This window comes from Mycobacterium sp. DHQP2018-32-09 (genome assembly GCF_058148405.1).
Window position 1 is genome coordinate 1 of the sequence record NZ_JBYVYK010000084.1, and the last position, 12,688, is coordinate 12,688.

The following is a 12,688-nucleotide window of genomic DNA, read 5'->3' on the forward strand; positions in this document are numbered from 1 at the left end:
CGCACCGCCGCGGGCGGCCGGCCGGCCCTGGTCTCCGACGACGGCCGTGCCGCCATCGCCACCGTGCCCCTGCCCGCCGACCTGTCCGGCTTCGCACTCGACGACGCCGTCACCACGACCCGCGCGACGGCCACGGAGGGGCTGCCCGACGGACTGCGTGCCCAGGTCACCGGCGGCCCCGCCTTCGGCGCCGACATCGCCAACTCGTTCAGCGGCGCCAACGTGACGCTGCTCGCCGTCACCGCCGCCGTCGTCGCGATCCTGCTCGTCGTCACCTACCGCTCCCCGGTGCTGTGGCTGGTCCCCCTGCTGGTGATCGCGCTCGCCGACCGCGTCGGATCGGTGCTCGGCGCGGCCCTCGCCACGGCCGTCGGCACGTCGCCCGACGGATCCACCGGGGGCATCACCAGCGTGCTGGTGTTCGGGGCGGGCACCAACTACGCGCTGTTGCTCATCTCCCGCTACCGCGAGGAGCTGACGCGCACACCCGATCACGGCGCGGCCCTGCGCACGGCGCTGCGCCGTGCCGGCCCCGCGATCGTGGCGAGCAACGCCACCGTGGTGCTCGCGCTGCTGACCCTGCTGCTGGCGGCCTCCCCGAGCACCCGCAGCCTCGGCGTGCAGGCCGCCGCGGGGCTCGTCGTCGCCGCGGTGTTCGTCCTGGTGGTGCTGCCGCCGGCGCTGGGCCTGTTCGGCACCCGCCTGTTCTGGCCGTTCATCCCCGAGGTCGGGGCCGCGCCACTGACCACGTCGGGGCCCTGGCACCGCGTCGCGGCGGCCGTCGCCCGCAGGCCCGCGGTGGTGTCGACCGTCGCCGTCACCGCCCTCGCCGCGCTGTGCACCGGCCTGCTGACCACCCCCATCGGGCTGTCGCAGACCGAACAGTTCCGGGTCCGCGCGGAGTCCGTCACCGGGTACGAGACCCTGGCCGCGCACTTCCCCAGCGGTCTCACCGACCCGACGCGCGTCATCGCCGCCACGGCCGCCGACGAGGCGGTGGGTCGGGCCATCACCTCGACGCCCGGCGTGGTGTCGGCCGCCCCCACCGGCACGACGCCGTCGGGACTGACGCAGTGGTCGGTGGTGCTCAGCGCCGCGCCCGCCTCCGACGCCGCGTTCGACACCGTCGACGCGCTGCGCGCGGCCGTGCACGCCGTCGACCCGGATGGGCTCGTCGGTGGCTCCGACGCCTCGGCCCGCGACGCGCGCGCCGCCGCCCAGCGCGACCTGCTGGTGGTGGCGCCCGCCATCCTGGTGGTGGTGCTGGCCGTGCTCTACGTGCTGCTGCGGGCTGCGCTGGCGCCGCTGCTGCTGGTGGGCGTGACCGTGCTCAGCGCACTGGCCGCGCTGGGCTTGGGCGGGTGGATCAGTGTGCACGCCTTCGGCTTTCCCGCACTCGACAACACCACCCCGCTGTTTGCGTTCCTGTTCCTGGTGGCCCTCGGCGTGGACTACACGATCTTCCTGGTCACCCGTGCCCGGGAGGAGACGCCCGAACACGGCACCACCGAGGGCATCGTGCGCGCGGTGTCGGCCACCGGTGCCGTGATCACCAGCGCGGGAATCGTTTTGGCAGCGGTGTTCTGCGTGCTGGGCGTGCTGCCCCTGATCGTGCTGACGCAGATCGGCATCATCGTCGGGCTGGGCATCCTGCTGGACACCTTCGTGGTGCGCACCGTGATCATCCCCGCCCTGTTCACGCTGGTCGGCCCGCGCATCTGGTGGCCCGCCCTGCACGCGCGACGCTGACCGCCCGCGCGGCGCGCGCGTACCGTCGATGGCATGACGCATGCCTCAACGGAGTTGCCGGTGCATTTGCGCCGCAACGCCTTCGATCCCGTGCCCGAACTCGCCGAGATCAGGGCCACGTCCGGCGTGCTCGCGGGCACCAATCCCTTCGGCCTGCGCCAGTACGTGATCACCCGCTACGACGACGTCACCCGCGTGCTCGCCGACAACGAACGGTTCCGCAACGAACGTCCGCCGGAGTTCTTCATGCCCGGGGTCCCGGAGGTCTCCGACGAGGACCGCCGCAGGCAGCGGGCGGGCAACCTGCTGGGCCTGGACGCCCCCGAGCACCAACGGTTGCGCCGAATGCTGGTGCCGGAGTTCACGTTTCGTCGCATCCAGAGCCTGGAGCCGCGCATCACCCAGATCGTCGACGAGCACCTCGACGCGATGGCCGCCGCAGGTCCGACCGCAGACCTGGTCGCGGCGTTCGCGCTGCCCATCCCCTCGCTGGTGATCTGCGAACTCCTCGGGGTGCCCTACGCCGACCGCGAGGCGTTCCAGCACCGGGCGGCGCGCCAGCTCGACCTGTCCCTGCCGTTGGAGGAACGCCTCGCCGTGGGCCGCGAAGCCCGCGACTACATGCAGACGCTGGTGTCGGCCGCGCGCGCCACACCGGGCGACGACATCCTCGGCATGCTGGTCGCCGAACACGGCGACGCGCTGACCGACGACGAACTGGTCGGCATCGCGGGCCTGCTGCTGCTGGCAGGCCACGAGACCACGTCGAACATGCTGGGCCTGGGCACGCTCGCGCTGCTGCGGCATCCCGACCAACTCGCACTGGTCCGCGACGATCCCGATGCCGTCGGGCCCGCCATCGAGGAGCTGCTGCGCTGGCTCTCGGTGGTGCAGACCTCCATCCCCCGCTTCACCGCCGTCGACGTCGAGGTGTCCGGCGTGTCGATCCCGGCGGGCAGCCTGGTGTTCGCGTCCCTGCCCGCGGCCAACCGCGACCCCGGTTACGTCAGCGATCCCGACCGCCTGGACCTGCGCCGGGACCCGCGCCGCCACGTGGCGTTCGGCCACGGCGCCCACCACTGCATCGGCGCGGGGTTGGCGCGCGCCGAGATGCGCATCGCCTGGCCGGCGCTGCTGCGCCGGTTCCCCACGCTGGAACTCGCCGAGAGCCTCGAGGACGTCGCCTTCCGCGAGTTCCACTTCATCTACGGGCTGGGGTCCTTGGCCGTCCGATGGTGACCGGTGAGCAACACCAGGCTGACCACGAGCACCCACAGCGGGAACACCACGGTCAACCACAGGCTCAGATCGCACGCCACCAGCAGCGCCACGGCCGCCAGGTAGCTGACGACCGTCAGCCACGTCGGCATCAGCCGCGTCTTGAGCCAGATGGTGGCCAGCGACACCATGAACACCGCCGCCATGCGCAACGCGTACGTGTTGCCGAGAGTGGTGACCAGCCCCTGGCCGAAGGCGCCCATCTCCTCGGAGTACTGCGCGCCCAGCACGTGCCTGGCGTAGGACAGCCCGGCACCCGCCGCGGCCGCCGCGAACGTCATGGCCAGGAACAGCAGCCCGCTGCCCAGGAACACCGAGGCGAAGAACCGGTCCTCCAGCGCGCCGAGGTTGTCCCGGATCACGCCGATGAACCACAGGAACGTGATGCCGGCGAACGGCATCAGGATGGTGGCCGTGCGGATCATGCCGGTGCTGCCGGCGGCCCACTGCGCACCGCGTTCGGCCCCGTCGGGCAGTGCCAGGCGGATCAGCACCAGCGAGGTGCCGAACAGCAGCGCGAACAGCACGCCGGCCAGCGCCGCCGAGTGCGGGGTGGTGAGCCTGCGAGGGGTGCGATCGGGCGCGGTCACCGCGCCATGATCTCTCAGGGCTGGCCGGGCAGCAGCCGAATCATCAGACCGTGGGCCTCCGCGAGCAGCGCACCGTTGGGATCGCGCAGTTCGGAGTTCACGAAGGCCTTGCGCCCCTGCGTCTCGCGGATCCAGGCGTGCACCGCCAACGGGGTGTCGATGGGCGTGACCTTGCGGTAGTCGACGTGCAGGAAGCCGGTGCGGCTGATGGGTCGGCCCGCGGCGTGGATCACCATGCCGAAGGTCGAGTCGAACAGCAGCGGCAGCACGCCCCCGTGCACCGCCGAGTTGCCACCGACGTGGAACCGGCTGAACCGGACGCGCAATTCGACGCCGTCGGGCTCGAAGCGGGTCACCTCGTACGGCGGCATCAGCAGGCTGCCGGAACCGGGCAGGTCGGGCATCCGGTTGGCCGGACCCACGCCCTCGGCCGCCTCGTGGGGCTCCAGCAGCGCGACGAGGTCGGCGACGCGCGACGCCGCCTCGATCCAGGTGTCCCGGTCGGGATCCGCGGAGACGGCCAGGTCCTGCAGCCGCCGCATGGACGCGACGAACGGGGCGAAACCGGGTCCCGGGTCGGCGGGCTCGAACAGCGGGAAGCCGCCGTGCCGTTCGTAGTCGGGATCGGAGTGCGCGTCCGCGTCGCTCACGACGGGGCCAGGATGTCTCGGCGCACGATGGTCTGATCGCGGCCGGGACCGACGCCGATGCACGACACTTGCGCTCCCGCAAGCTCTTCCAACCGGAGGACGTAGTCGCGCGCCTTGGCGGGCAGCTCGTCGAAGGTGCGGCACGTGCTGATGTCCTCCCACCAGCCGGGCAGCTCCTCGTAGACGGGCTCGGCGCGCGCGATGTCGCTTTGGGTCATGGGCATCTCGTTGGTGCGCTTGCCGTCGACGGTGTAACCGACGCACACCGGCACCGTCTCCAGGCTGGACAGCACGTCGAGCTTGGTGAGGAAGTAGTCGGTGATGCCGTTGACGCGCGTCGCGTACCGGGCGATCACGGCGTCGAACCAGCCACACCGCCGCGCCCGGCCGGTGGTGACGCCCACCTCGCCGCCGGTCTTGGCCAGGTAGGCCCCGTTGTCGTCGAACAGCTCGGTGGGGAACGGCCCCGATCCGACGCGCGTGGTGTAGGCCTTCAGGATGCCCAGCACCGTGGTGATGCGGGTGGGTCCGATGCCCGACCCCACCGACGCGCCGCCCGCGGTGGGGTTCGACGACGTCACGAACGGATACGTGCCGTGGTCGACGTCGAGCAGCGTGCCCTGCGAGCCCTCGAGCAGCACCGTCTCCCCGGCCTCGAGCGCCTGGTTGAGCAGCAGTCGCGCGTCGGCGATGCGGTGCTTGAACCCCTCGGCCTGCTCCAGCAGGGAGGCCACCACCTCGTCGGCGTCGAGCGCCTTGCGGTTGTAGATCTTCACCAGCACCTGGTTCTTGAATTCCAGTGCGGCCTCGATCTTTTGGGCCAGCAGATCGGGATCGAGGACGTCGGCCACCCGAATGCCGATGCGGGCGATCTTGTCCTGGTAGCACGGGCCGATGCCACGGCCGGTGGTGCCGATCTTCTTGTTGCCCAGGTAGCGCTCGGTGACCTTGTCGATGGCCACGTGGTAGGGCATCAGCAGGTGGGCGTCGGCCGAGATCAGCAGGCCGGACGTGTCGACGTTGCGCTGCTCGAGGCCGTGCAGCTCCGTGAGCAGCACCCCCGGATCCACGACGACGCCGTTGCCGATGACGTTGGTGACGCCGGGGGTCAGGATGCCCGACGGGATGAGGTGCAGGGCGAAGTTCTCGCCGGTCGGCAGCACCACCGTGTGGCCGGCATTGTTGCCGCCCTGGTAGCGCACCACCCACTGGACGCGTCCACCGAGAAGGTCGGTGGCCTTTCCCTTGCCCTCGTCGCCCCATTGGGCGCCGATGAGGACGATTGCCGGCATGGCCTGTCTCCCGCTCTTCGATGGCGTCGTTACTGTGTGCAGCCGGTGACACACCCTATCCCAGCGCCCCCCGAGGAGCCGCCTTGACCACGCCTGACCTCGTCGTGCTGAGGTTCGGGCAGCGACGCGTGCCCCGTGGGCTGGCGGGTGTGCCGGTGGTCGCGGTCGATGGGCCGCGCACCGTCGACGGTGTGCTGACCGACGGCGTCGGCAGGCTGGCGGTGCTGGGCGCCGACGGCGATCTGGCCGTCGTGCTGAGCCGCCTGCTGCGCCTGGAGCGCCTGGACGTCGAGGTGGCGTACCTGGCGCGGCGCCGCACGCACGCCACGCGGGTGCACGGGCTGCCCACCGGGGCGCGGGCGGCGCGCGCGGCACGCACGGGCACGGCCACGCGGCTGCCGCTGATCCGCGACGACGCCGGGATCGCGCTGGTGGGGGCGGGATCGTGGATCGGCGACGACGGTCGACTGCGCGGCGAGGCCGTCGTCGACGACACCGTGCTGTTCGACGGTGAGGTGGCCAAGGTGCTCGTCGAGCCCACCGGCGCGATGCCCGGCGTGCGGGCGGCCGTGTCGGCCGGGCGGCTGCGGCCGCGGCGGTGGGTCACGGGCCGCGCCGCACAGCTGGGGACCACCGGGGCGATCGTGGTGCGCGACGGGGAGCCGAGTGCGCGGGCGGTGAAGCGGTCGACGTTCTATCGGCACACGCAGGGGTGGTTGGCCGTCCGGTGACGCAGGAGCCGGCGCATCCAGTCCCGTCCGGTGACGCAGGAGCCGGCGCATCCAGTCCCGTCCGGTGACGCAGGTACCTTCGCGGGGGTGAGCATCAGCCCGTTGCGGCGGTCCGTGCGGCCCAGCCCGGTTTTCCTTGCCATCGTGGCCATCACCGCCGTCGGCGGGTTCACCGCGTGGGTGACGCCGGTGGCCGCCGACGGCTCGGTGCCCGCGCTGGCCTACGTGGGCGTGTTCGTCTTCGTGATGTTCGGCTGGCTGGTGTCGCTGTGCCTGCACGAGTTCGGCCATGCCTGGACGGCGTGGCGGTACGGCGACCACGACGTCGAGATCCGCGGGTACCTGACGTTGAACCCGCTGAAGTACTCGAACCCGATGCTGTCGCTGGGGTTGCCGGTGCTGTTCATCGCCCTCGGCGGCATCGGGCTGCCGGGTGGTGCGGTGTACGTGCGGACGTCGTGGATGCTGCCGCGGCAGCGCACCACGGTGAGTCTGGCCGGCCCGTTCGCGAACGTGGTGCTGGCGGTGCTGCTGCTGGTGGCCACGCGGGTGTTCTTCGACCCGGAGCACGCGGTGTTCTGGGCCGCGGTGGCATTCCTGGGGTTCCTGCAGGTGACGGCGGTGATCCTGAACCTGCTGCCGGTGCCCGGCCTGGACGGTTACGGCGCGCTGGAACCGCACCTGTCCCCGGAGCTGCAGCGCACGCTCGATCCGGTGAAGGGCTGGGGTTTTCTCATCCTGCTGCTGATCCTGCTGGTGCCCGCGCTGAACTCGGCGTTCTTCTCGGTGGTGTTCTGGTTCTTCGATCTCAGCGGGGTGCCGAGCCCCCTGGTCGCGCTCGGCAGTCAGCTGACGCGGTTCTGGTCGGCCTGGCTCTGACGAAGACCTTGCGACATATGCGCATCTACGCATAGATTACGTCGCATGGGTGCAGGACACGACCACGGCCACGGCGGCGACGTCCGCGTGAGCCGCATGATCATGGGCGCGGCGATCCTCGCGACGTTCTTCGTGGTCGAACTGGTCACGGCGCTGCTGATCAACTCCATCGCGCTGCTCGCCGACGCCGGGCACATGCTGACCGACCTCGTCGCCATGTTCATGGGGCTCACCGCGGTGCTGCTGGCGCGGCGCGGCTCGACGTCACCGTCGCGCACCTACGGCTGGCACCGCGCCGAGGTGTTCACCGCCGTCGCGAACGCCGCCCTACTGCTCGGGGTGGCCGGGTTCATCCTCTTCGAGGCCTTCGAGCGGCTGGGCGATGCGCCGGAGGTTCCCGGCGTGCCGATGATCGTCGTGGCGCTGCTGGGCATGCTCGCCAACCTCGCGGTGATGCTGCTGCTGCGCTCCCAGTCCGAGGAGAGCCTCGCGGTCAAGGGCGCCTACATGGAGGTCGTCGCCGACACGGTCGGCAGCGTGGGCGTCCTGATCGCAGGCATCGTCACCGTCACCACGTCGTGGCCGTACGCCGACGTCGTGGTGGCCGTTTTGGTCGCGCTGTGGGTGCTGCCCCGCGCCTTCGCGCTCGCCAGGGCCGCCCTGCGCATCCTCAGCGAGTCCTCCCCCAGCCACATCGACGTCGACGAGCTGCGCACCGCCCTGCGCGCCGTCGACGGCGTCACCGACGTGCACGATCTGCACGTCTGGACGCTGGTCCCCGGCCGCGACATGGCCACGGCGCACGTCACGTGCGACGGCAACACCGACCGGGTGTTGGCCGACGCCCGCGCCGTGCTCGCCGCCCGCGGCCTCGAGCACGCCACCGTGCAGGTGGAACCGCCGACCATCGGCGACTGCGACGAACACAGCCGCTGCTGACCGGCGCTACAGCCCCAGTTCGCGCCGGGCGGCGGGATCGCTGTCGTCGAGCAGGTCGAGGCAACGCTGGTACTCGTCGGTCTCGCCGATGGACTCGGCGGCCCGGGCCAGCGCCGCGACGCACCGCAGGAAGCCCTGGTTCGGTTCGTGCGCGAACGGCACCGGGCCGAAGCCCTTCCAGCCGTTGCGGCGCAGCTTGTCCAGACCCCGGTGATAGCCGGTGCGCGCGTAGGCGTACGCCGTGACGGGCTGATCGTCGTCCAGGGCGGTCTCGGCCAGCGTCGCCCACGCCACCGACGCGGCGGGATGGGCGGCGGCCACGATGGCCGCCTTCTCTCCGGCGGCCAGCGCCTCCTCTGCCTCGGCGTCGGCCGGCAGCAGTACGGGGTCAGGTCCCAGCAGGTCACCCATTCGCGTCATCCGCCCATTGTGCCGTGCGCGGGAAGCGGAGCCGCGGGTGGATAAGCTTCCAGCAGACGGTCGCGAGGAGGAGTGAGCCGCTCATGTCGAACCCGAGAGATCCCGACGCCGATGCGTCGACCGAGGTGTTCCCGTCGTCGGCGGAGCCGGTGACCGGTGAGCCCGCCCCCGAGCGCGCCGACGAACCCGAACGCCGCTTCACCGCCCCGTCGCCGTCCGACGCCGGCGAGACGCAGGTGATCAAGTCCGTGCCCGAGCCCGCCACCGAGGTGTTCTCGGCGAGTCCGGCCCCCGACGTTGCGGCCGCCAGCGCGTTCACCGAGCCCATCGCCTCGCAGTCGGGAAACGCTGGGCCACAGGTCATTCCGGGCCGCAACGACGCCGGCAAGGGCGGCGGGCGCAGACGCAGCTGGGGCTGGGTGATCGCGGTGGTGCTGGTGATCGCCGCCGTCGTCGCCATCGCCATCCTGGGCACGGTGCTGCTGACCCGCAAGGACGGGCCCGCGGTGTCCCAGGAGGACGACGTGCGCACCACGATCCAGAACTTCGACACCGCGATCCAGAAGGGCGACCTCGCGACGCTGCGCAGCATCACGTGTGGCGAAACCGCGGTCGGCTACGTCGATTTCGACGACGCGCAGTGGAAGGACATCCACTCGCGGGTGGCCGCGGCTCGGCAGTACCCGGTGGTGGCGAGCATCGACGCCGTGGTGGTCAACGGCTCCCACGCCGAGGCCAACGTCACGTCGTTCATGGCCTTCGATCCGGCCACGCGCTCGACGCGCAGCTTCGATCTGGAGTTCCGCGACGACCAGTGGAAGATCTGCCAGGCCCCCCAGTAGGCCCCCTCACGATTTCGGCGCGGTGTCGTTCGGTGAGCGAACGACACCGCGCCGAAATCGCGTGAGGATCAGGAGGCGCTGACGCTGCGGCCGGTGCTGTGCAGGTCGTTGCAGGCCTCGACGACGCGCTCGGACATCGCCGCCTCGCCCTTCTTGAGGTAGCTGCGCGGGTCGTAGACCTTCTTGTTGCCCACCTCGCCGTCGATCTTGAGCACGCCGTCGTAGTTGGTGAACATGTGCCCGACGAGCGGCCGGGTGAAGGCGTACTGCGTGTCGGTGTCGACGTTCATCTTGACCACGCCGTACTTCAGCGAGTCCTCGATCTCGGACTTCAGCGAGCCCGAACCGCCGTGGAAGACGAAGTCGAAGGGCTTGCTGCCCTCGGGGAGGCCGAGCTTGGCGGCCGCCACCTTCTGCCCCTCGGCCAGCACCTCGGGACGCAGCTTGACGTTGCCGGGCTTGTAGACGCCGTGCACGTTGCCGAACGTCGCGGCCAGCAGGTACTTGCCGTGCTCGCCGTGGCCCAGGGCGTCGATGGTCTTCTCGAAGTCCTCGGGCGTGGTGTAGAGCTTGTCGTTGATCTCGGCCTCGACGCCGTCCTCCTCACCGCCGACGACGCCGATCTCGATCTCCAGGATGATCTTGGCCTCGGCGGTGAGCTTGAGCAGTTCCTTCGCGATCTCGAGGTTCTCGTCGATGGGTACCGCCGAGCCGTCCCACATGTGCGACTGGAAGAGCGGGTTCTGCCCGTTCTTCACGCGCTCGGCCGAGATCGCCACCAGGGGCCGCACGTAGGAGTCGAGCTTGTCCTTGGGGCAGTGGTCGGTGTGCAGCGCGACGGTGACGTCGTACTTGGCGGCGACGACGTGCGCGAACTCGGCCAGCGCGACGGCACCGGTCACCATGTCCTTGACGCCCAGGCCGGAGCCGAATTCCGCTCCGCCGGTGGAGAACTGGATGATGCCATCGCTACCGGCGTCGGCGAAGCCCTTGATGGCGGCGTTGATGGTCTCCGACGACGTGCAGTTGATCGCGGGGAACGCGAACGAGTGCTCCTTGGCTCGGCCCAGCATCTCGGCGTATACCTCGGGCGTGGCGATGGGCATGGCATTCCTCTCCTACGCGGGATCGACTCCCCAGCAGTATTCCAGGGCGCCACGTCGCGGGCGCTACGTGGTGAGCACCACGCGGTAGCGCGCCTTGCCGGTGTCCATCACCTCGAACGCCTCGGCCGCCCGGTCCAGCGGCATCTCCTGGGTCATGGCCCGCACGCCGGCGAGCACGGCGAAGTGCATGGTCTCCTCGATGTCGCGCGAGGTGCCCGACGGGTGCCCGGTGACCGACAGCCCGGAGTTGATCAGGTCCAGGGGGCTGATGGGCAGCTGTTCGGGCGTCACGCCCACGGCCACCAGTTCGCCCTCCGGCCCGAGTCCGCCGACGGTGGCGGCCATGGCGGCGGCGTTGTTGGCGGTCGCGAGCACGACGGCGGCACCGCCGAGCTTCTGAAGTTCCGCGGCGACGTCGGACGCCGTCGAGTCCAGGTAGTGGTGGGCGCCGAGCTTCTTGGCCTCGTCGGCCTTGGCCGTGCCGCGACCGATCGCCACGGTCTCGAACCCCATGGCGCGGGCGAACTGCACACCCAGGTGGCCGAGGCCGCCGACGCCCAGCACCGCGACCAGATCGCCGGCCTTGGCGCGGGTCCTGCGCAGCCCGTTGAACGTCGTGACACCGGCGCAGCCCATGGGCGCCGCCTCGACGAACGTCAGCCCGTCGGGGATGCGCGCCAGCGCCGTCGCGGGAGCCACCACCGACTCGGCGTAGCCGCCGGGGTAGTGCCAGCTGGGCACCTCCATGCGCTCGCACTGCATGAACAGACCGCGGCGACAGGGGATGCAGCGATTGCAGTTGCCGCCGAACCAGCCGACCGCGACCCGGTCGCCGACGGCGAAGTCCTCGACCCCGTCACCGACCTCGGCGACGGTGCCCGCGATCTCGTGGCCGAGGGTGAGCGGCCACTGCAGGCCCGGGAAGTGGCCGGCGTGGAACTCGCGGTCGGTGCCGCAGACGCCGCACGCGGCGACCGCGAGGCGGACGTGGCCGGGCCGAGGCGCGGGCGTCTCGACGTCGGCGAGTTCGAGGGCGGCGCCGGCGGAGGCGACGTGGACGGCGCGGTGGGTGCCGGTGGTGGTGGAAGCCATGAAGGGAACATAATCCCGACGGCGGGTCCGCAGACCCCTGCTAGCCGGAATCGTCACGCGACTTCTGCGTCGGGGTCGCCACGCGCGTCGAGGCACGACCCGCGCGCAGAACTCGGCGCCCCGTGCGTGACGTCTGCGCCAGGATCACGTCGCACCCGTAGGACACGATCTGGCAACGTCCGCATTCGCGGTCGTCACCCGAGCCACTCAATCGCAGGACGGGACGCATCCGCGTGATTTACGCTGGCGTCAAGAATTTGCGCAGGTAAGAGCCAGTTACTGTCGCTCCACGTCAACCGCGGGCCCCCGAATCCTCGTTGCCAGCAGCAAACGAACCGCCTATAGCCAGGCGTTTTGGGACCATTCGTATGGTTTTTTGGTTTGCCGCCAGAGCTTGTTGCTCCCAGCAAACCGGGTTAAGTTACGAGAGACATAAATCACTCGGCAAAGGGGAAACGCCGTGGTTTGGACCTGGACGATGGCCTACTTGGGCGGCTGGCTGGTGTGCTCGGCCCTCGCCTGCGCGGCCGCATTCCGGTCCGCCGACCGCAGCATCGGCACCGCCCGCATCGTCACGCTGAGCGTGCTCGCCGGGATGGTCTGGCCGCTGCTCCTCCTCGGCGCCCTGCAGGTGGGTTCCGTGGCCACGTGGACGGCCATCCGCGCGTGGCGGCGGACGGAGTCCATCCCCGAGCTGTGGATCACCAGGACGCCCGAGCGCGTCTACTCCCTGAGCTGAGACGGCCGACGTCGGCGTCGCCGACGGTCACCGGCTAGCGTGGTCGACATGGTTCGCCCCCTCCTCGCGGCATGCGTGCTGGCGTGCGCGACCGGCGTGCTCGGCGCCCCCACGGCAGCGGCCGAGCCGCCCGCATGTCTGCCCGGAGCACCGCTGGGCGCCGAGGCACCGTGCCCACCCGACGCGCCACCCCCACCTCCGCCCCCACCTGACGCCCCGGAACCGCCGCCACCCCCGGCCCCGCCGCAGCCGCGCGTCGCGATGTGCATGGACGGGTCGATCTCGCTGGTGCAGGTCGGTAGCTGGGGCCCCTGCTCGGGCCAGGGCGGCGTCGGCCGCTGGCTGACCAGCTGAGCCGCTAACCGCCGTTGCGGCGGGGCG

14 protein-coding genes are annotated in these 12,688 nt (G+C 71.0%); 8 read left to right on the forward strand and 6 right to left on the reverse strand.

Annotated features, from left to right (window positions below):
- Together AC30CM_RS26020 and AC30CM_RS26025 are read left to right on the forward strand one after the other, a co-directional pair.
- The coding region (locus AC30CM_RS26020) for an MMPL family transporter (protein ID WP_490119802.1) at positions 1-1,749 on the forward strand (1,749 nt) is incomplete at its 5' end.
- A gap of 33 nt (positions 1,750-1,782) precedes the next feature.
- Positions 1,783-2,988 (forward strand): cytochrome P450, encoded by a 1,206-nt coding sequence (locus tag AC30CM_RS26025; protein WP_490119803.1) that lies wholly within the window; start codon positions 1,783-1,785, stop codon positions 2,986-2,988.
- Here AC30CM_RS26025 and AC30CM_RS26030 read toward each other — a convergent pair.
- The 3 genes from AC30CM_RS26030 to AC30CM_RS26040 are packed head-to-tail and all read right to left on the reverse strand — an operon-like array spanning position 2,955 to position 5,559.
- A complete protein-coding gene (locus AC30CM_RS26030; RefSeq protein ID WP_490119804.1) occupies positions 2,955-3,617 on the reverse strand; it encodes a hypothetical protein in 663 nt (220 codons plus the stop codon). The two genes, AC30CM_RS26025 and AC30CM_RS26030, sit on opposite strands and share 34 nt — an antisense overlap.
- Before the next feature lie 14 nt (positions 3,618-3,631).
- Positions 3,632-4,267 carry a PaaI family thioesterase gene (locus AC30CM_RS26035; RefSeq protein ID WP_490119805.1) on the reverse strand — a complete coding sequence of 212 codons (636 nt, stop codon included), beginning with the start codon at positions 4,265-4,267 and terminating at the stop codon, positions 3,632-3,634.
- On the reverse strand, positions 4,264-5,559 hold the full coding sequence (locus AC30CM_RS26040; protein ID WP_490119806.1) for an adenylosuccinate synthase: 1,296 nt from the start codon (positions 5,557-5,559) through the stop codon (positions 4,264-4,266). The genes AC30CM_RS26035 and AC30CM_RS26040 overlap by 4 nt, the downstream gene beginning before the upstream one ends.
- An 83-nt stretch (positions 5,560-5,642) precedes the next feature.
- Here AC30CM_RS26040 and AC30CM_RS26045 point away from each other — a divergent pair, with 83 nt between their 5' ends.
- From AC30CM_RS26045 to AC30CM_RS26055, 3 genes are all read left to right on the forward strand, one after another.
- Complete coding sequence (locus AC30CM_RS26045) at positions 5,643-6,290, forward strand: peptidase M50 (protein ID WP_490119807.1); 648 nt, start codon at positions 5,643-5,645, stop codon at positions 6,288-6,290.
- Between the two features lie 87 nt (positions 6,291-6,377).
- On the forward strand, positions 6,378-7,169 hold the full coding sequence (locus AC30CM_RS26050; protein WP_490119808.1) for a site-2 protease family protein: 792 nt from the start codon (positions 6,378-6,380) through the stop codon (positions 7,167-7,169).
- A gap of 45 nt (positions 7,170-7,214) precedes the next feature.
- Positions 7,215-8,108, forward strand: coding sequence for a cation diffusion facilitator family transporter (locus AC30CM_RS26055; RefSeq protein ID WP_490119809.1), 894 nt, complete (start codon positions 7,215-7,217; stop codon positions 8,106-8,108).
- A gap of 6 nt (positions 8,109-8,114) precedes the next feature.
- On the opposite strand, the gene AC30CM_RS26060 is transcribed toward AC30CM_RS26055, so the two are convergent.
- Positions 8,115-8,528 carry a DUF3151 domain-containing protein gene (locus AC30CM_RS26060; RefSeq protein ID WP_490119810.1) on the reverse strand — a complete coding sequence of 138 codons (414 nt, stop codon included), beginning with the start codon at positions 8,526-8,528 and terminating at the stop codon, positions 8,115-8,117.
- Between the two features lie 83 nt (positions 8,529-8,611).
- On the opposite strand from AC30CM_RS26060, the gene AC30CM_RS26065 reads away from it, so the two are divergent.
- Positions 8,612-9,370, forward strand: coding sequence for an Rv0361 family membrane protein (locus tag AC30CM_RS26065; protein ID WP_490119811.1), 759 nt, complete (start codon positions 8,612-8,614; stop codon positions 9,368-9,370).
- A gap of 68 nt (positions 9,371-9,438) precedes the next feature.
- Here AC30CM_RS26065 and fbaA read toward each other — a convergent pair whose 3' ends face one another.
- Positions 9,439-10,476, reverse strand: coding sequence for a class II fructose-bisphosphate aldolase (fbaA, locus tag AC30CM_RS26070; protein ID WP_490119812.1), 1,038 nt, complete (start codon positions 10,474-10,476; stop codon positions 9,439-9,441).
- 63 nt (positions 10,477-10,539) lie between these two features.
- Positions 10,540-11,568 (reverse strand): alcohol dehydrogenase catalytic domain-containing protein, encoded by a 1,029-nt coding sequence (locus tag AC30CM_RS26075; protein ID WP_490119813.1) that lies wholly within the window; start codon positions 11,566-11,568, stop codon positions 10,540-10,542.
- 478 nt (positions 11,569-12,046) lie between these two features.
- Between AC30CM_RS26075 and AC30CM_RS26080 the strand changes: the two genes are divergently transcribed.
- Complete coding sequence (locus AC30CM_RS26080; RefSeq protein WP_490119814.1) at positions 12,047-12,307, forward strand: hypothetical protein; 261 nt, start codon at positions 12,047-12,049, stop codon at positions 12,305-12,307.
- Positions 12,308-12,355: 48 nt separating this feature from the next.
- On the forward strand, positions 12,356-12,661 hold the full coding sequence (locus AC30CM_RS26085) for a hypothetical protein (RefSeq protein ID WP_490119815.1): 306 nt from the start codon (positions 12,356-12,358) through the stop codon (positions 12,659-12,661).
- Positions 12,662-12,688 lie beyond the last annotated feature (27 nt).

Coding starts and splice junctions, on each gene's coding strand:
- fbaA (WP_490119812.1), bottom strand. CDS start 10,476: ATGCCCATCGCCACGCCCGAGGTATACGCCGAGATGCTGGGCCGAGCC.
- AC30CM_RS26065 (WP_490119811.1), top strand. CDS start 8,612: ATGTCGAACCCGAGAGATCCCGACGCCGATGCGTCGACCGAGGTGTTC.
- AC30CM_RS26085 (WP_490119815.1), top strand. CDS start 12,356: ATGGTTCGCCCCCTCCTCGCGGCATGCGTGCTGGCGTGCGCGACCGGC.
- AC30CM_RS26060 (WP_490119810.1), bottom strand. CDS start 8,528: ATGACGCGAATGGGTGACCTGCTGGGACCTGACCCCGTACTGCTGCCG.
- AC30CM_RS26025 (WP_490119803.1), top strand. CDS start 1,783: ATGACGCATGCCTCAACGGAGTTGCCGGTGCATTTGCGCCGCAACGCC.
- AC30CM_RS26080 (WP_490119814.1), top strand. CDS start 12,047: ATGGCCTACTTGGGCGGCTGGCTGGTGTGCTCGGCCCTCGCCTGCGCG.
- AC30CM_RS26040 (WP_490119806.1), bottom strand. CDS start 5,559: ATGCCGGCAATCGTCCTCATCGGCGCCCAATGGGGCGACGAGGGCAAG.
- AC30CM_RS26075 (WP_490119813.1), bottom strand. CDS start 11,568: ATGGCTTCCACCACCACCGGCACCCACCGCGCCGTCCACGTCGCCTCC.
- AC30CM_RS26055 (WP_490119809.1), top strand. CDS start 7,215: ATGGGTGCAGGACACGACCACGGCCACGGCGGCGACGTCCGCGTGAGC.